This window comes from Micromonospora sp. M61, from assembly GCF_018070245.1.
In the GTDB taxonomy this organism is placed as follows: domain Bacteria; phylum Actinomycetota; class Actinomycetes; order Mycobacteriales; family Micromonosporaceae; genus Micromonospora; species Micromonospora zamorensis.
Map to the genome: position 1 here is coordinate 196,358 of NZ_JAGPYA010000003.1, position 17,197 is coordinate 213,554.

The window sequence follows — 17,197 nt, forward strand, 5'->3', positions numbered from 1 at the left end:
CCGCGCGACGACGCGCCGGATGGATGGAGTGGGCATGCGCAGGACGGTGGGTGTGGCCGTGGCGTCAGCCGCGGTGGTGCTGGTCGCCGGTTGCGGCGGCGGTGGCCCCCAGTCGGGTGGCGACCAGAAACTGACCGGCGACAAGATCGTGCTGGGCGTGCTCAACGACCAGTCCGGGGCGTACTCGGAGCTGTCCGGGAAGAACTCGGTGGCGGCGGTCGAGCTGGCCGTCGCCGACTTCACCGCGAAGTACGGCGACAAGGCGGTGACCAGAAACATCACGGTGGAGACCGCCGACCACCAGAACAAGCCGGACGTGGCCAACTCCAAGGCCCAGGAGATGTACGACCGCAAGGGCGTCGACCTGATCCTGGACGTGCCCACCTCGTCCGCGGCGCTGAAGGTCGCCGACGTGGCGAAGGAGAAGAAGAAGCTCTACTTCAACATCGGCGCGGCGACCACCGACCTGACCGGCAAGAGCTGCAACAAGTACACGTTCCACTACGCGTACGACACGTACATGCTGGCCAATGGCACCGGGAAGACCACCACCGAGCAGATCGGCAAGAACTGGTACATCCTGTACCCGAACTACGCCTTCGGTCAGGACATGGAGAAGAGCTTCTCCACCGCGATCACGGCGGCCGGCGGCACGGTGGTCGGCAAGGACGGGGCGCCGTTCCCGAACACCAGCGGTGACTTCTCCACCTTCCTGCTCAAGGCGCCGAACCTGAACCCGAAGCCGAACGTGCTGGGCACCATGCAGGCCGGTGCCGAGCTGGTCAACGTGGTGAAGCAGTACAACGAGTTCAAGCTGCGCGACAAGGGCGTCGGCCTCGCGGTGGGGCTGATGTTCCTCACCGACATCCACTCGCTCACCCCGGCCGCGCTGGCCGGCACCACGTACACCGACGCCTGGTACTGGAACTTCGACGCGAAGAACCGGGAGTTCGCCGACCGCTTCCAGCAGAAGTCCGGCACCCGGCCGACGTTCGCGCACGCGGCCAACTACTCGGCGGCGTTGCAGTATCTGGAGGCGGTGCAGGCCGCCGGCACCGACGACGCGGACGCCGTGGTCAAGGGGCTGGAGGGCAAGACGGTCGAGGACGTCTTCCTGCGCAACGGCAGGATCCGCGCCGAGGACCACCGGGTGGTGCACGACGCGTACCTGGCCCAGGTGAAGCCTCAGGCCGAGGTGACCGAGCCGTGGGACTACGTGAAGGTGCTCAAGACGATCCCCGCCGCGGAGGCGTTCCGCGCGCCCTCTGCGGACTGCAAGCTGTGAGCGCGAGGAGTGAGCCGGTTTTGCGAGCCCCGCAGTCGCGAAACGACTGCATCGCTGTGAGCGCGAGGAGTGAGCCGGTGTTGCGAGCCCCGCAGTCGCGAAACGAATGCATCGCTGTGAGCGGCTCGCTGTGAGCGGCTTCGCGCAGAACACGTTCAACGGGTTGGTGAGCGGGGCGTTCTACGCCCTGCTCGCCCTCGGGCTCGCCGTCATCTTCGGCATGCTGCGGGTGGTCAACTTCGCGCACGGCGCGTTCTACATGCTCGGGGCGTTCGGGGCGTACGTGCTGCTCACCGAGGCGGGAGTGCCCTTCTGGGCGGCCCTGGTGATCATGCCGGTGGGGCTGGGACTGCTCGGCATGGCGCTGGAACGCGCCGTGATCCAGCGGCTGACCAGGCTCGACCCGCTCTACAACTTCCTGCTCACCTTCGGCCTGACGCTGATCCTCCAGGATCTGGTGAAGCTGCGCTACGGCGTGCAGTCCAGCCCGTACGAGACCCCGTCGCTGTTGAGCGGGTCGGTCAACTTCGGGCTCTTCGACTTCCCGACGTACCGGGTGTTCATCCTCGGTTTCGCGGTGCTGCTCTGCGTCGCGGTGTGGTGGGTGCTCACCCGTACCCGGATCGGGATGGTGGTCCGGGCGTCCACCGAGCGGCCCGACCTGACCCGCGCCTTCGGCATCGACGTCGGGCGGTGGGTGACACCGGTCTTCGGCTTCGGGATCGGGCTGGCCGGTCTCGCCGGCGTGCTGGCCGCACCGATGCGCGCGGTGAACCCGCTGATGGGGGCCGACCTGATCATCGTGGTGTTCGCGGTGGTCGTGATCGGCGGGCTGGGCTCGATCTTCGGTTCGGTCGCCGCAGGCTTCGGCATCGGCCTCGTGCAGGCGTGGGGTGAGGCGTACCTGTCGGCCTTCCCGATCGTCTCGCAGACCATCGTCTTCGTCGTGATGGCCGGCGTGCTGCTCTGGCGCCCGGCCGGCTTGTTCGGTCGTGAGGAGGCTCCCGCATGACCAGCACCGTGGACACTGCCGCCGCCGACGCGTCCCGCTCGACACCCCCGTCCGGGCTGATCGCCGTGGCCCGGGCTCCCGGCTGGGTGCGGTACGCGCTGCTCGCCGTCGGGCTGGCCGTCGCGGCGTGGTTGCCCAACGGCCTCTACCCGGCGGTCGCGGTGGACATCCTCTGCTGGGCGCTGTTCGCCGTCGCGGTGGACCTGCTGCTCGGCTTCACCGGGCTGATGTCCTTCGGTCACGCCGCGTTCTGGGGCACCTCGGCGTACGTCACCGGCCTGGTGGCCATCCACGCGGGCCTGCCGTTCCCCCTCGCGGTGCTGGCCGGCGCGCTCGCCGCGGCCGTTCTGGCGGTGCCGATCGGATACCTCGCGGTCAAGCGGACCGGCATCTACTTCGCGATGGTGACCCTGGCGTTCGCGCAGATGGTCTACTACGTGGCCAACGAGTGGCGCTCGGTCACGCAGGGTGAGAACGGTCTCCAGGGGGTGCCCCGTTCGTTCTTCGGCCTGGATCTGACCGACGACTACTTCTTCTACTACGCGATCCTGCCGATCGTGCTGCTCGGGCTGGCCGCCGCCTGGCGGATCGTGCACTCGCCGTTCGGTCGGGTGCTGGTCGGCATCCGGGACAACCCGGCCCGGGCGCGGGCACTGGGCTACCCGGTGCACCGCTACAAGCTCACCGCGTTCGTGCTCTCCGGGTTCATCGCCGGCCTCGGCGGCGGGCTGTTCGCTGTCGGCCACCGGTTCGTCTCGCTGGACGTGCTGCACTGGACCACCTCCGGCAAGGCGGTCATCGTGGTGGTGCTCGGTGGCATCGGCACCCTCTGGGGTGGGGTGCTCGGCGCCGGGATCGTGGTGCGGCTGGAGGACTGGCTGTCGTTCTCCGGGTTCGAGCCGATCGGCCTGGTCACCGGCGGCATCTTCGTCCTGGTCGTGGTGCTGTTCCGGTGCGGCATCTGGGGGACCGTGGCCGACCTGGCCCGGCGCTGGGCCGTCACCCGCCGCAGATAACTCTGGCGTGCGTCGGTGGCCTGGGCGACGAGCCCGGGTCACCGGCTCGGCCTCGTCGCCGCCAGGCCGGTTACGCGCTATTACCAGGGAGTTCGCCAGCCCTCTCGGCCATCGATGCAACCGGTCGTAACTGTCCGGCTACGGCAAGTCGCCGAAGGTGTGGGGGCCGTCTCCCACGGGGGTGGCGACCCGACTAGGATCCAGCCCACTATGCTCATACAGCGCATCCGCCGGCTCGCCACCGACGTACCGGCCGATCACGCCGCGCGCCCGCGGACCCCCCTGCCGAACTGGCTCCTCGTCCCGGGCCTGGCCCTGCTGGTCATCTCGCTCACGGCGTACGGCGCGTTCGTGCGCGACCGGCCGTTCCGCGGGACGGACTTCAACATGTACCTCGGGGCCGCCCACGCCTTCCTCGATGGGCAGCCCGTCTACCAGCTCGGGTACACCACGCTGGCCCTTCCGTACACCTATCCGCCGATCACCCTGCCGTTCCTGACGCCGCTGACGCTGCTCGATCCACGGACCGCGCTCACCGTCATGAACATCGTGGGTATCGCGGCAATGCTCCTCGCCCTGTGGTTCACCACCAAGATGCTCGGCTACGAGGGCACGCGGGGCCGGCTCGGTCTCGTCGCCGCCGTCGGCGCGGTGCTGGTCTGGACCGAGCCGCTGCAGCGCAACCTCGACCTCGGCCAGATCAACATCTTCGTGATGCTGCTGATCGTGGCGGACCTCGCCCTGCCCGGCCGGAGCCGGTTCAAGGGCGTCGGCATCGGCGTCGCGACCGCGACCAAGCTGCTGCCCGGACTCTTCGTGGTCTACCTGCTGCTCACCCGGCGAATCCGGGCCGCCATCGTCGCGACCGGCACCTTCGTCGGGCTCACGCTGCTGGGCGCCATCATCCAGCCGGGCGGCTCGTACGACTACTGGCTGACCGGGCGGGCGTTCGACTCGCACCGGGTGCTGATGTCCTCCGGCCCGCGTTACGGGGGCAACCAGTCCCTGCAGGGCTTCACCGCCCGACTGCTCGGGACCGACCAGCAGAACACCATCTGGTGGATGCTCTCCGTCGCCGTCGTGCTGGTCGGCGGCCTCGCCCTGGCCACCGCGCTCCAGCGGCACGGCGAGGAAGCGATGGCGATGGTCGTCGTCGGCTTCACCATGCTGCTCATCTCGCCCGTCAGTTGGTCGCACTACTGGCTCTGGATCGGCCCGATGGCGGTGGTGTTGATCGACGTAGCGCGTCGCTCACGCGGCACGGCACGTCTGATCGCCGGCGTCGTCGCGGTAGCCGCGATCGTGCCGTTTCTCATGTGGCCGGCCCCCTATCGTGGCGAAGTCATCCCGCGCGGCCTGATCTGGCAGGCTAACCGGTTTGACGGGCCGGCCCAGCGGCTCGCGGTTGATCCCTACGTGTCGACGATGCTGGTGCTCTTCGCGCTCGCCGCGTTGTGGCTGTACTGGCGGTCCCGTGCGGAACGGACGGTCCTGCCGGCCGTCGGCACCGCAAACCCGTGATCAATTCCCTACGGCGACAGCGGCTCGGAACCGCCGCGAACACCAGGAGACGTCGATGACGCAGGCGATGGACGAGCACGCGGTCGCAGCGCAGACCACCGAGCCGATGCAGGCCGGCCAACGCGCGGACCTGCCCCGGCAGGACGGCGTGGAGGCGCCGGCCGTCGAGCGGGCAGCGGGCGGGCGGCGGCCGCGCCTGCTGGTCCTCGACGGACTGCGCCTTGGCGCTGCGCTCATGGTCGTCGCGTACCACCTCGTCGGTGACAAGATCGGTGTTTGGCAGCCCTCCGCCGCGTCCCATTTCGGGCTGCTGCACTCCGTCTCCCAGTACGGCTTCCTCGGCGTGCAGCTCTTCTTCATCATCAGCGGCTTCGTCATCTGCATGAGCGCCTGGGGACGCTCCGTCGGTGACTTCTTCGTCTCCCGCGTCGTCCGGCTCTACCCCGCCTACTGGTTCGCGGTCCTGGTGTCCGCCGCCGTGCTCGTGGCCGTGCCGAGGGGCGTCGACCTCAAGCTCCGCGAAGTGGTGGGCAACCTGACGATGATGCAGGAGTTCCTCGGCATCCGGCACCTCGACCTGTCGTACTGGACGCTCACCGTCGAGTTGGTCTTCTACCTCCTTTTCGCCATCCTCGTGGCGCGCGGCCTGACCTACCGCGGTGTGGTCGCCTTCTGCGCCATCTGGACCGTCGCCTCGCTGGTCGTGCCCAAGTTCGGCAGCCCATGGTTCAGCGCCGTCGTGGCGGCCGGCTACTCCAGCTACTTCATCGCGGGCATCGCCCTCTATCTCATCTACCGCTTCGGCCCGAACCTGCTGCTGTGGTCGATCATCGGCCTCTCCTGGCTGATCGCGATCACCCGGCTGCCCAGCCTGGCCCAGGCCCGCGACGTCGCCTTCGCGCCGACGGCCGTCATCGTGACGGCCTTCGTCGTGGTGATGGCGGCGGTCGCTCTCAACTTCTTCTCCTGGGTGAAGTGGGGCTGGGTCGCGACGGCCGGTGCCATGACCTACCCGCTGTACCTCATTCACCAGACGGTCGGGCTCGCCGTCATCGACCGGCTCCAGGACCACCTGTCGCCGTGGTTGCTGATCACTACGCTGATCGCCGGCCTGCTCATCGCCGCCTGGCTGATCCACCGCTTCGTCGAACGGCCCGCCGCTCGCTGGATGAAGCGGCAGCTCAACGACTCGATGCGCCAACTGCGGACCACTCGCTGACATCGGGGTCCGCTCTTTGAGCTGCTTCAGACCCTTCTGGAACGCCTTGACGTTGGCGGTCTGTTCGTCGTCAACCTGGGAGGCCTGGTCAAGCGCCGCCGAGTTGGCTCACCGGCTGGCGGCCCGTCGCCGGTAAATCTCACGACGGCGCATCCGCCGCGCGCCGTTTCAGCGAACCCCCGGGTAGGGAACGTCTACCCGGGGGTGCGTCTGGTGCTGATCGAGCCGATGCCGGCCGAGGCCGTGGAGATCGCGCACAAGCAGGTGTCGCTGGCTGCCGAGGACCTGGACGGCAACGCCGTCGCGACGCTGGTGCTGGAGTTGGCCGAGGCCTGGGGCGTGCCGGCGCTCTGGGAGCAGGTCTGTCGTCCGTTGCTGGCCGGGCTGTCGGGGCGTACCGCCGCCGAGGTGGTCGTCGAGCACGCCCTCAGCGAGGGCGTCCGGGTCGGGCTGGACGTCTACCGCCGGGAGCCGGGCCGGTCGCTGCCGACCGGTGGCGTGCTGCTGGCCGGCGCCGAGAAGGAGGCGCACAGTCTCGGCCTCCAGGCGCTGGCCGCCGCGCTGCGCGAGCAGGGCCGTGGGTGTCTGAATCTCGGCCCGGCGCTGCCCTGGTCGGCGCTGACCAGCGCGGTGTACCGGGCACGGCCGCACACCGTCGTGCTCTGGTCGCAGACGCCGGTCACCGGCCGCGCGTACCGTCTGGTCCGCTTCGCCCGGGAGTTCGCACGCCTGCGGGTGTACGGCGCGGGGCCGGGTTGGATCGAGCCGCTCACCGCGCCGGTGGCGCATCTCGACTCGCTGCCGAGGGCCGTCACCGCCTGCCTCGCGGGCGTTCCCGGACGTGACGCCCACCACATACGATACGGATCGGTGCCGTATCGTTAATGCGCGTCGTAGGCTGACCCGCGTTACGAGTCTGACCCGTATCGTATTGCGTCGCGGGGAAAGCATGGGGGGAAATCAGGCATGGAGCTGCACAACAACACGGGCCACCCGAGGAGGTGGGCGATCCTCGGGGTGCTGGTGATCAGCCTCCTCGTGGTCGTCCTCGACAACACGATCCTCAACGTCGCCCTGCGCACGCTGGCCGACCCGGTGCACGGCCTCGGCGCCACCCAGGGCGAGCTGGAGTGGTCCATCAACTCCTACACGCTGGTCTTCGCCGGGCTGCTGTTCACCTTCGGGGTGCTCGGTGACCGCGCCGGCCGTAAGCGCTTCCTGATGATCGGTCTGGTGCTGTTCGGCCTGGCGTCGCTGCTCTCCGCGTACGCCCAGAGCCCCGGCCAGCTCATCGCGGCCCGCGCCCTGATGGGGGTCGGTGGCGCGGCCATCATGCCGGTCACGCTGTCGATCATCTCCAACGTCTTCGACCCGCGTGAGCGTGGTCGGGCCATCGGTGTCTGGGCCGGAGCGGTCGGTCTCGCCGTGGCCATCGGCCCGATCCTCGGCGGCGCGCTGCTGGAGCACTTCTGGTGGGGTTCGGTCTTCCTGATCAACGTGCCGGTGGTCGTCGCCGGCGTGATCCTGGTGGCGCTGCTGGTCCCCGAGTCGCGTGACCCGCGGCCGGGCCGGGTCGACGTGCTCGGTGTGCTGCTCTCCGTGGTGGGCCTGGTCGCCCTCTCCTACGGCATCATCGACGGCGGCGAGCACGGCTTCGGCCGCCCGGTGGTCTGGGGCTCGATCCTGGTCGGCATCGCGGTGCTGGCCTGGTTCGTGCAGCACGAGCGGCGCAGCGACCACCCGTCGCTGGACGTCCGGCTGTTCAAGGTGCCCCGCTTCGCCGCGCCGGTCGCCATCGTCGGCCTGGTGTTCTTCGCCGCGATGGGCTCGCTGTTCTTCGGCTCGTTCTACCTGCAACTGGTGCGGGGCTACAGCCCGCTGCAGACCGGTCTGCTCTTCCTGCCCTTCGCCGCCGCCCAGCTGGTCTTCGCACCGCGCAGCGCCGCGATGGTCCGCCGCTACGGCGGCCGGGCCGTCGCCACCGTCGGGTTGGCGCTGACCGTGGTGTCACTCGCCGCGTTCGTGTTCATCGGCGCCTCCACCCCGATCTGGATCGTGCTGGTCGCCTTCCTCATCCAGGGCGCCGGGATGGCCAACATCATGCCTCCCGCCACCGAGTCGATCATGTCGGCGCTGCCCCGGGAGAAGGCCGGTGTGGGCTCGGCGGTCAGCAACACCGTCCGCCAGGTCGCCGGTGCGCTCGGCGTGGCGATCCTCGGCTCGGTGCTCTCCGCCGTCTACCGCAGCGACATCGGTGACGCGCTGACCGGCCTGCCCACGCAGGCCCGCGACACGGCCAACGAGTCGATCTCCGGGGCGTACGCGGCGGCGGGCCAGCTCGGCCCGGACGCGCCGGCGCTGATCTCGGCGGCCAACGACGCCTTCGTCACCGCCATGCACTGGGCGGCCGGGCTCTCCGCGGTGATCGCCGCACTGGGGGTCATCGTGGTGCTGCGCTGGATGCCGGGTCGGGAGGACTCCAGCGTCGCCCCTGTGGCGCCGGTCGCCGAGCCCGAGTTGGCCGGCACGGCGTAGGTGCGGGAAGAATGTCGGACATGATGTCCACTGCCGATGCTCCGCGGTCGCCCGGGCGACCGCGGAGCGTCCGCGCCGACGAGGCGATCATCGAAGCGACCCTCGACCTGCTCGCCGAGGGCAGCACCATCGAGGCGCTGTCGATCGAGGCGATCGCCGCGCGGGCCGGGGTCGGCAAGGCCACCATCTACCGCCGCTGGGCCGGCAAGGACGCCCTCCTGCTGGACGCGCTGCGGCGACTCAAGGGCGTCATGGCGCAGCCGGCCGGGCACTCCGTCCGCGACGACCTGGTGCTGCTGGTCGGCGCGATCGGCAAGAACGTCGACCCCCGCGCGGCGAAGATCATGCCCTGTCTGGTGCCCGCGGTGAACCGCAGCGCGGACCAGTTCCAGCTCTACCAGAACATCATCGGGCCCCGGCGGCAGCTCATGCGCGAGGTCCTGCGGCGCGGCATCGCCGAGGGGGTGCTCCGGGCCGACATCGACGTCGAGGTGACGATGGCGCTGCTCACCGGGCCGATGCTGATCCAACGGGTGCTCCAGTGGAACCCGGACCTGGACGAGCAGACCCTGCCCGAGCGGGTCGTCGACGCCGTGCTGGAGGGCATTCAGGTCCGCTGAGCCGGCCGCGAGTCCGCCCGCCGGCCGGTCCTGGTCAGCCGGCCGGTGCGCGCAGCCGGTGCAGGCGCAGCGCGAGCTGCACCTCCAACGCCCGCTCGGGCCGCTGCCAGTCGGCGCCGAGCAGTTGCCCGACCCGCTCCAACCGCTGGGTCACCGTGTTGACGTGCACGTGCAACTGCTCGGCGGCCCGGGCCAGGCTGCCACCCACCCCGAAGTACGCCTCCAGCGTCTTCACCAGAGCCGTGCCCCGCCGGGCGTCGTAGTCGACCACCGGCCCGACGGTCGTGGCGAGGAACTGGGTCACGTCCTTCTCACCCCGATCGCCGACAGTGCCCAGCAGCAACCCGACGAAGCCCAACTCCGCGGTGCTCGCACCCTGCCCGTCGCGACCCAGAGCGCCCAACGCCGTCAGGCACCGATCCGCCTCGTGGAACGTGGCGGCCAGCGCCGCCGGCCCGTTCGACGGACCACTCGCCCCGGCGGTCACCGGCCGGCCGGTCACCCGGGACAGGTCCCGCGCGACCGCGCGAGCGCTGCCACCGGCGTCCAGCCCTGGCAGCATCAGCACCACCCGGCCGTCCCGCGCCGCGGCCAGTCCGCTGCGCGCCGAGGCGTACGTGGTGGCCCAGGAGAGCACCCGCTGCCTCGCCGAGCCGGTCGCGGCGATCGCGTCGTCGCCCACCGCCACCAGCACGTGCGGCGCGTCCAGGTCGACCCCGAGCCGGCGGGCCCGACTGCGCAACGCGTCGGTGTCCCGCAACGGGCGGGCGATCAGGTCGTCCAGCAGCTCGCCCCGGACCCGCCCCTCCGCCTCGGCGACCGTACGGCGGAACAACAGCAGCAGCGCGGTCACCAGCGCGGCCCGCTCCAGGATCCGCTGGTCGGCGTCGACCAACTCGTCGTCCGGACGCAGCACCAGGGCACCCAGGTTCTCCGCGCCGGCCACCACCGCCGCGTACCAGAGCGGGCTGCGGCGCACGCTGCGCCCCTCGGTGCGCGAGGCCGCGACCGCCTCCACGATGTCCGCCCGGTCCGGCTCGTCGATCTCACCCACCCGGGCCAGCAGGCGGCCCTCGGCGTCCAGCGCCAGCAGCGCACCGCCCAGCACCTCGGTCACCGCCGCCGCCACGTCCTCCACACCGCCGCCGCGCAGCACCAGCGCCGTCATCCGGTCGTGCGCCGCCGCGGCCCGCTCCACCGAGCTGCTGTGGGCCCGGATGGTGGTGTTCGCCGCCGACAGCTCGCCCAGCGCCGAGCGCGTCTCGGTCAGCAGCCGGGCGGTGTCGATCGCCACCGCGGCGTGCGCGGCGAGCGAGACCAGCAGCGCCACCTCCTCCCGGACGAACGGCCGGGCCGAACGGTTGGCCGCGTAGAGCACGCCGATCGAGGTGGAGCCGAGCCGCAGCGGCACCCCGAGGATCGCCACCAGCCCTTCCTCCCCGACCCCGGCGTCGATCTCACCGGTGTGGTGGAAGCGCGCGTCCTCGCCGTAGTTCGCTGTGACGTACGGGGCCCCGGACTGGGCCACCAGCCCACCGAGGCCGGCACCCATCGGCAGGCGCAGCCGCTGGAAACGGGCCGAAACCGACCCGTCGGTCACCCGCATGTAGGTGTCGCCGCGCTCGTCGTCGTTGAGCGTCATGTAGGCCACGTCCGCGCCGAGCAGGTTGCGGGCCCGGTGCACGATCGCCCGCAACACGTCGTCCAGGTCGCGTAGCCCGGCCAGGTCGCTGACCGTGTCGTACAGGCCGGACAGCTCGGTCTCGCGCCTGCGCCGGCGCTCCAACAACGCGCGGACCCGCAACGCCACCGACTTGGCCTGCTCCAGCTCGGCCAGCTTGTCGGCCGGCAGCCCGGCAGCACGCGCGGCCACCAACGGTCCCTCGAACTCGACAGCGGCGGCCTCCCGCGCGAGCAGTTCCAGGAACTCCACCGGCGAAGACATGGTCGACATTGTGCTCGGGCCCACTAGTTGGCCGTCCAGCCCCCGTCGAGGGCGATCGACGCGCCGGTGATGAAGGCCGCCGGCGGCGAGCAGAGGTACGCCAGCAGTTCGGCCACCTCCTCCGGTTCGATCAGTCGCTTGATCGCGGCCCGGGCCAGCATGATCTTTTCGATCACCTCGGTCTCGTCGATGCCGTGGCTGGCCGCCTGGTCGGCGATCTGGCTCTCCACCAGCGCCGTGCGGACGTACGCCGGGTTGATGCAGTTGGCGGTCACCCCGTGCGCGGCGCCCTCCAGCGCGACCACCTTCGACAGCCCTTCCAGGGCGTGCTTGGCCGAGACGTAGGCCGCCTTGTACGGCGACGCGCGCAGCCCGTGCACGGAGGAGATGTTGACGATGCGACCCCAGCCCCGGGCGTACATGTGCGGCAGCGCCCGGCGGATCAGCAGGAACGGCGCCTCCACCATCACCCGCTGGATGTACTCGAAGCGCTCGACGGGAAAGTCCTGCACCGGCGCGACGTGCTGGAGCCCGGCGTTGTTGACCACGATGTCCACGTCCACGTCGAGGCGGTCCACCGCCGCGGCGTCGGACAGGTCCACGCCCTCGGCCCGGCCGCCGGCCTCGGCGGCGACCGCCTTGGCCGCCTCCAGGTTGCGGTCCACCACGAGCACCTTGGCGCCGGCCGCGCCCAGCCGCAGGGCGCACGCCCGCCCGATGCCGCTGCCGCCCCCGGTGACCAGGGCGGTCCGACCGGCGAGGTCGACCTGTACGACGTGGCGGACCGCCACGGGTTCTGCCGTCATGGCGCAAGAAGTTACGAGCTGTGTGCTCCCCGGCACATGGGCCAGCGACACATACTCCGGTGCAAAGCTGTGTGGCCCCACCGCCCCGGCCACCCACTCCCGCCCCACCGCCGCTCGCGACCACCCCGCCCCGGCCCCGTCCCGCCGCGCCGCGCCGCGTCGCGCCGCGGGCACGGTGTTCGTCGTCAAGATCCGCGCAACATCAGGGATGTTGCTGTCTCTCGCCCGCCGGAGGCAGCAACATCCGGGAAGTTGCGTGGGGCGTGGGGCGTGGGGCGTGGGGCGTGGGGCGTGGGGCGTGTCCCGTGGGGCCGCTGGGAGGGCGGGCAGTAGGGTGTCGAACACACGTACTGGTCACGGTTTTCGGGGAGGGGTCGCGTGCGCGTGCTCGGTGTGGACCCGGGGTTGACCCGGTGTGGGGTGGGCGTGGTCGAGGGTGTGCCGGGCCGGCCCTGCACTCTCATCGCCTACTACGTGGTCTACACCGACCCGGCCGACGATCTGTCGCTGCGCCTGCTGCACCTGGATCAGTCGCTGACCAAGCTGGTCGCCGAGCACCAGCCGGAGAGCGTCGCCGTCGAGCGGGTGTTCAGCCAGCACAACGTGCGCACGGTGATGGGCACCGCGCAGGCCAGCGGCATCGCCGTGCTGGCGGGGGCGCGTGCAGGGCTGCCGGTGCAGACGTACACGCCGAGCGAGGTGAAGGCGGCCGTGACCGGGTCCGGTCAGGCCGACAAGGCGCAGATGACCGCCATGGTGACCCGGCTGTTGCGGCTGGCCGAGCCACCGAAGCCGGCCGACGCCGCCGACGCGCTGGCCCTGGCCATCTGCCACGTGTGGCGCGGCGGCACCCGCTCCAAGCTGGCCGCGGCGGCCGACCGGGTACGACGAGGAGGAGCACGATGATCGCCAGCGTGCGCGGCACGGTGACCGCGACGGGTCCGGACCAGGCCGTGATCGAGGTCGGCGGTGTCGGTCTCGCCGTGCACTGCGCTCCCGGCACGCTCGCCGAGCTGCGGGTCGGTCAGGTCGCCCGCCTCGCGACCAGCCTGATCGTGCGGGAAGACTCGCTGACCCTCTACGGCTTCGCCGACGACGACGCCAAGTCGCTGTTCGAGCTGCTCCAGACCGCCAGCGGGGTGGGTCCGCGACTGGCCCAGGCGGTCCTGGCCGTGCACACCCCGGACGCGGTGCGTAAGGCGATCGCCAACGCCGACACGGCGGCGCTGACCCGGGTGCCCGGGATCGGCAAGAAGGGCGCCGAGCGCCTGGTGCTGGAGCTGCGCGACCGGATCGGCCCGGTGCCGATCGGCGCCGACGGCGTGGGCGGGGTGACCGCTGGTGCCTGGCCCGACCAGGTCCGGCAGGCGCTCGTCGGGCTGGGCTGGTCCGCCGGTCAGGCCGATCAGGCGGTGGCCGCCGTGGCGGAGACCATCGACGGCCCGACGCCGCCGGTGCCGGTCCTGCTCAAGCAGGCCATCCGCCTGCTGGGCCGCACCCGATGAGCGAGATCGACGGGCTTGTCTCGGCGTACGTGAGCGACGCGGAACGGGACGCGGAGGCCACGGTACGGCCGAAGCGGCTGGCCGAGTTCATCGCCCAGGACCGGGTGCGCGATCAGCTCGACCTGTTGTTGCAGGGCGCGATGCGGCGGGGGTCACCACCGGACCACATTCTGCTCTCCGGCCCACCGGGGCTGGGCAAGACGAGTCTGGCCAACATCGTCGCCGCGGAGCTGGGCGCGGGCATCCGGGTGACCAGCGGCCCGGCGATCGAGCGTTCCGGTGATCTGGCGGCCATCCTGACCAGCCTCGCCGAGGGCGATGTGCTCTTCATCGACGAGATCCACCGCATCGCGCGGCCGGCGGAGGAACTGCTCTACAGCGCGATGGAGGACTTCCGGGTCGACGTGGTGGTCGGCAAGGGTCCGGGGGCGACGGCGATCCCGCTGGACGTCGAGCCGTTCACCCTGGTGGGGGCGACGACGCGTTCGGGCCTGTTGACCGGGCCGATGCGGGACCGGTTCGGTTTCGTCGCGCACCTCGACTTCTACGCCCCGGCGGATCTGGAGACGCTGCTGCACCGCTCGGCGCGGATTCTCGGTGTGCCGATCACCCCGGAGGGCGCGACCGAGATCGCCGGTCGGTCCCGGGGCACGCCCCGGATCGCCAACCGGCTGCTGCGCCGGGTCCGCGACTACGCGGAGGTGCGGGCCGACGGGGTGGTCGATCTCGACACCGCCCGGGCGGCCCTGATCGTGTACGACGTGGACGCGCTCGGCCTGGACCGGCTGGACCGGGCGGTGCTGACCGCGCTGGTCGACTCGTTCCGGGGTGGCCCGGTGGGTCTGTCCACCCTCGCTGTGGCGGTGGGGGAGCAGCCGGACACGGTCGAGGAGGTCTGCGAGCCGTTCCTGGTCCGTGCCGGTCTGCTGGCCCGTACGCCCCGGGGCCGGGTGGCGACTGAGGGAGCTTGGCGGCATCTGGGACGTACCCCGCCGAATGGTACATTTGGTATGGATAGTCCGCCCGCGCCCGATCTGTTCTCCTTGGATACCGATCAGCCGTGATGTGAACGTGATCTGTGCCGCATTCGGCGTTCTCAGGTGCAGGGTTTAGACTTCGCCGCGGTCTGTACAGGACGTGAGAATCCGCCTCCGCTCCGGCACCCCGGTGCCGGGCAGGTGGCCAATGGGAAGGTCAGTAACCGTGCATTTGGCAGCAGCGGGTGGCGGGGCCGGCGGTTTCACGCCGATCCTGATGATCGCCCTGCTCTTCGGTGTCATGTACTTCATGATGATCCGGCCCCAGCAGAAGCGCCGCAAAGAGGCAGAGGCGATGCAGTCCAACCTCGGCCCCGGCGACGAGGTCGTGACCATCGGTGGGCTCTACGGCACGGTCACCGGCATCGAGGACGACACCGTCCTGATCGAGGTTGCTCCGGGCGTGCAGACCCGCTACGCCCGACCGGCCATCGCCCGGGTGGTCACCCGCGCGGAGCTGCCGAGCGAGCCGGTCACCGAGGACGCGGACACCGTCAAGGAGTGACCCTCCCTCCCGGGGGTGGCGAGTCCGGCGTACGGCCGGTCGACCGGCTTCCGGGCCGCCGCGCCCGACGGGGCAGCGGACGAGACGTGAAAACTGGATAGTTGGGTCGACGCCGGGCGTCGGCACGTTCCCGTGACCGTCGGCGTCCCCACGCCGGCGTGACCGGTCCTCGTGCCGGCACCTCGTCGGCCCAGGGCCGACCCGTCGGCCGGGACCCCCGGCCCGACACCCGCCGCCGCTGCGCGCAGCGGCGCGACCGTACAGGGAGACAGGACAGCCGTGGCACCACCTCAGGGACAGATGCGCCCCGGGCGGCAGCTCGCCGTGCTCGGGTTCATCTTCGTCGTCCTCTACCTTTTGGTGTTCTTCTCGGGTGCCAGCGGCAGCCTGAAGGACCGGCTCGAGCCCCGGCTCGGTCTGGACCTCATCGGCGGGACCCGGGTGACACTGGAGGCGACGAACAGCGTCGACGGCAAGCCTCCGACGGCGGAGAACCTCGAGGAGGCCCGCCAGATCATCGAGAGCCGCGTCAACGCGTTCGGCGTGGCCGAGGCCGAGGTGGTCACCGAGGGCAACCGCAACATCGTCATCTCCCTGCCCGGTGAGAACCGCAACCTCGACGACGTCGGCGAAGCGGCCGAGCTGCGCTTCCGCAAGGTCCTCAAGGCCGCCGACGGCAGCGGGACGGCCGCCGTGCCGCCGCCGGCCGCCACGCCGGCCCCGTCCGGCAGCGCCGTGCCGACCCCGTCCGGCAGCGCGGTCCCGACCCCGTCGGGCAGTGGCGCGCCGAAGGCGACCTCCTCGCCCAGCGGAGGTCAGGGCGGGATGGCCCCGGCGTCGCCGAGCGCCACGCCGACCCCGTCCGCGTCCGCCTCGCCGAGTGCCGCAGCCCCCTCGGCGAGCGCCAGCACCGAGCCGGTGCCGGCCAGCATCGAGCAGCAGCGCAAGGCCGTCGAGCAGAAGGTGGGCGTGGCGTCCTGGCAGGCCGCCAACGGTCTGCAGGCCCCCGCCGACCTGGCGTCCGACCCCTCGCTGGCCGACAAGCTCAAGCCGTTCGGCACCCTGTCGCCGCAAGAGGTCGCCGTGCTGCCGGCGCAGATGCAGTTCAACGTGCCGACCATCGGTTGCGCGCAGCTCGACGCCCGCCCGCCGGCGTCGATCTCGGACGCGAAGCAGCAGGTCGTCTCCTGCGAGGACGGCGCCTCGAAGTACCTGCTCGACCAGGCCAAGGTGCTGGGCACCGACGTGTCCGACGCCGACGCGGTGCTCGACCAGACCAACGCCTGGGTGGTCAGCCTCGACTTCACCGGCAACGGCCAGGGCAAGTGGACGGCGCTGACCCGTGAGGCGTTCAACAACGAGGGTCAGGCCTGCGACGCGACCGCGCTGGGTCAGGACGGCAAGTGCCGGGTGGCCGTCGTGCTGGACAACGAGATCGTCTCCTCCCCGGAGATCCAGGGCGTGCTGACCGGCAACTCGCAGATCACCGGCAACTTCAACCAGAAGGACGCCAGCACGCTGGCCGGTCAGCTGCGCTACGGCGCGCTGCCGGTGACCTTCGAGCAGCAGGAGGCGCAGAACGTCACCGCCACGCTGGGTGCCAGCCACCTGCGCGCCGGTCTGCTCGCGGCCGGCATCGGCATGCTGCTGGTCATCATCTACGCGTTCTTCTACTACCGGCTGCTCGGCTCGGTGATCTTCCTGAGCCTGATCCTCTCCGCGCTGCTCGTCTTCGGCGCGCTGGTGGTGCTCGGCCGGCAGATCGGCTTCACGCTCACCCTCGCCGGCATCGCCGGCATGATCGTGTCGTTGGGTGTCGCGGCGGACTCGTTCGTCATCTACTTCGAACGGTTGAAGGACGAGATCCGGGAGGGGCGCAGCCCGCGTAGCGCGGTGCCCCGTGCCTGGATCCGCGCCCGCCGGACGATCATCTCGGCCAACGCGATCACCCTGCTCTCCGCGGTGGTGCTCTACGTGGTCTCGGTCGGCACGGTCAAGGGCTTCGCGTTCGCCCTCGGCCTGGCCACGGTCCTGGACCTGGTCGTGGTCTTCCTCTTCCGCCACCCGATCATGACCATGTTCGCCCGGACCCGGGCGTTCCTGTCCCCGCGGGTCAGCGGTCTGGGTCGGGCGCTTCCGGCCCGCAACCAGCCGACTCAGCCCCGCAACCCGCGCGCCAAGGAGGCCTGAG

The 17,197-nt window shown here is 70.9% G+C and carries 15 protein-coding genes; 13 read left to right on the plus strand and 2 right to left on the minus strand.

Annotated features, from left to right (window positions below; all coding sequences use genetic code 11):
• Positions 1-34: 34 nt before the first annotated feature.
• The 8 genes from KBX34_RS03200 (at position 35) to KBX34_RS03235 (ending at position 9,208) form a co-directional block, all read left to right on the plus strand.
• Positions 35-1,285, plus strand: coding sequence for an ABC transporter substrate-binding protein (locus KBX34_RS03200; protein ID WP_210923150.1), 1,251 nt, complete (start codon positions 35-37; stop codon positions 1,283-1,285).
• Between the two features lie 106 nt (positions 1,286-1,391).
• Positions 1,392-2,297: a branched-chain amino acid ABC transporter permease gene (locus KBX34_RS03205; protein WP_247671374.1), complete on the plus strand. Its 906-nt coding sequence runs from the start codon at positions 1,392-1,394 to the stop codon at positions 2,295-2,297.
• The gene (locus tag KBX34_RS03210; protein ID WP_210923151.1) at positions 2,294-3,313 is read left to right on the plus strand and encodes a branched-chain amino acid ABC transporter permease; all 1,020 of its coding nucleotides are present in this window, start codon (positions 2,294-2,296) and stop codon (positions 3,311-3,313) included. Before KBX34_RS03205 ends, KBX34_RS03210 begins: the two co-directional genes overlap by 4 nt.
• Before the next feature lie 210 nt (positions 3,314-3,523).
• Positions 3,524-4,834, plus strand: coding sequence for a glycosyltransferase 87 family protein (locus tag KBX34_RS03215; protein ID WP_210793048.1), 1,311 nt, complete (start codon positions 3,524-3,526; stop codon positions 4,832-4,834).
• 55 nt (positions 4,835-4,889) lie between these two features.
• On the plus strand, positions 4,890-6,053 hold the full coding sequence (locus KBX34_RS03220) for an acyltransferase (RefSeq protein ID WP_247667592.1): 1,164 nt from the start codon (positions 4,890-4,892) through the stop codon (positions 6,051-6,053).
• 213 nt (positions 6,054-6,266) lie between these two features.
• Positions 6,267-6,938 (plus strand): transcriptional regulator, encoded by a 672-nt coding sequence (locus KBX34_RS03225; RefSeq protein WP_231927315.1) that lies wholly within the window; start codon positions 6,267-6,269, stop codon positions 6,936-6,938.
• Between the two features lie 81 nt (positions 6,939-7,019).
• Positions 7,020-8,588, plus strand: a complete 1,569-nt coding sequence (locus tag KBX34_RS03230) for an MFS transporter (protein WP_210793047.1) — start codon at positions 7,020-7,022, stop codon at positions 8,586-8,588.
• An 11-nt stretch (positions 8,589-8,599) separates the two neighbouring features.
• On the plus strand, positions 8,600-9,208 hold the full coding sequence (locus tag KBX34_RS03235) for a TetR/AcrR family transcriptional regulator (RefSeq protein ID WP_141908815.1): 609 nt from the start codon (positions 8,600-8,602) through the stop codon (positions 9,206-9,208).
• A gap of 34 nt (positions 9,209-9,242) precedes the next feature.
• Here KBX34_RS03235 and KBX34_RS03240 read toward each other — a convergent pair whose 3' ends face one another.
• A complete protein-coding gene (locus KBX34_RS03240; protein WP_210793046.1) occupies positions 9,243-11,162 on the minus strand; it encodes a helix-turn-helix domain-containing protein in 1,920 nt (639 codons plus the stop codon).
• A 14-nt stretch (positions 11,163-11,176) separates the two neighbouring features.
• Positions 11,177-11,959: a 3-hydroxybutyrate dehydrogenase gene (locus KBX34_RS03245; protein ID WP_210923153.1), complete on the minus strand. Its 783-nt coding sequence runs from the start codon at positions 11,957-11,959 to the stop codon at positions 11,177-11,179.
• A gap of 378 nt (positions 11,960-12,337) precedes the next feature.
• Between KBX34_RS03245 and ruvC the strand changes: the two genes are divergently transcribed.
• The 5 genes from ruvC (at position 12,338) to secD (ending at position 17,196) form a co-directional block, all read left to right on the plus strand.
• The gene (gene ruvC / locus KBX34_RS03250; protein WP_088947410.1) at positions 12,338-12,865 is read left to right on the plus strand and encodes a crossover junction endodeoxyribonuclease RuvC; all 528 of its coding nucleotides are present in this window, start codon (positions 12,338-12,340) and stop codon (positions 12,863-12,865) included.
• Complete coding sequence (ruvA, locus tag KBX34_RS03255; RefSeq protein ID WP_141908816.1) at positions 12,862-13,464, plus strand: Holliday junction branch migration protein RuvA; 603 nt, start codon at positions 12,862-12,864, stop codon at positions 13,462-13,464. Before ruvC ends, ruvA begins: the two co-directional genes overlap by 4 nt.
• Positions 13,461-14,528, plus strand: a complete 1,068-nt coding sequence (ruvB, locus tag KBX34_RS03260; RefSeq protein WP_141908817.1) for a Holliday junction branch migration DNA helicase RuvB — start codon at positions 13,461-13,463, stop codon at positions 14,526-14,528. Before ruvA ends, ruvB begins: the two co-directional genes overlap by 4 nt.
• A gap of 121 nt (positions 14,529-14,649) precedes the next feature.
• Entirely contained in the window at positions 14,650-15,006 is a 357-nt protein-coding gene (gene yajC / locus KBX34_RS03265; RefSeq protein WP_218906795.1) for a preprotein translocase subunit YajC, read from the plus strand.
• Between the two features lie 279 nt (positions 15,007-15,285).
• Positions 15,286-17,196: a protein translocase subunit SecD gene (gene secD, locus KBX34_RS03270; RefSeq protein ID WP_210923155.1), complete on the plus strand. Its 1,911-nt coding sequence runs from the start codon at positions 15,286-15,288 to the stop codon at positions 17,194-17,196.
• Position 17,197 lies beyond the last annotated feature (1 nt).

Coding starts and splice junctions, on each gene's coding strand:
- KBX34_RS03200 (WP_210923150.1), top strand. CDS start 35: ATGCGCAGGACGGTGGGTGTGGCCGTGGCGTCAGCCGCGGTGGTGCTG.
- KBX34_RS03205 (WP_247671374.1), top strand. CDS start 1,392: ATGCATCGCTGTGAGCGGCTCGCTGTGAGCGGCTTCGCGCAGAACACG.
- KBX34_RS03210 (WP_210923151.1), top strand. CDS start 2,294: ATGACCAGCACCGTGGACACTGCCGCCGCCGACGCGTCCCGCTCGACA.
- KBX34_RS03215 (WP_210793048.1), top strand. CDS start 3,524: ATGCTCATACAGCGCATCCGCCGGCTCGCCACCGACGTACCGGCCGAT.
- KBX34_RS03220 (WP_247667592.1), top strand. CDS start 4,890: ATGACGCAGGCGATGGACGAGCACGCGGTCGCAGCGCAGACCACCGAG.
- KBX34_RS03230 (WP_210793047.1), top strand. CDS start 7,020: ATGGAGCTGCACAACAACACGGGCCACCCGAGGAGGTGGGCGATCCTC.
- KBX34_RS03235 (WP_141908815.1), top strand. CDS start 8,600: ATGTCGGACATGATGTCCACTGCCGATGCTCCGCGGTCGCCCGGGCGA.
- KBX34_RS03240 (WP_210793046.1), bottom strand. CDS start 11,162: ATGTCGACCATGTCTTCGCCGGTGGAGTTCCTGGAACTGCTCGCGCGG.
- KBX34_RS03245 (WP_210923153.1), bottom strand. CDS start 11,959: ATGACGGCAGAACCCGTGGCGGTCCGCCACGTCGTACAGGTCGACCTC.
- ruvA (WP_141908816.1), top strand. CDS start 12,862: ATGATCGCCAGCGTGCGCGGCACGGTGACCGCGACGGGTCCGGACCAG.
- ruvB (WP_141908817.1), top strand. CDS start 13,461: ATGAGCGAGATCGACGGGCTTGTCTCGGCGTACGTGAGCGACGCGGAA.
- yajC (WP_218906795.1), top strand. CDS start 14,650: ATGGGAAGGTCAGTAACCGTGCATTTGGCAGCAGCGGGTGGCGGGGCC.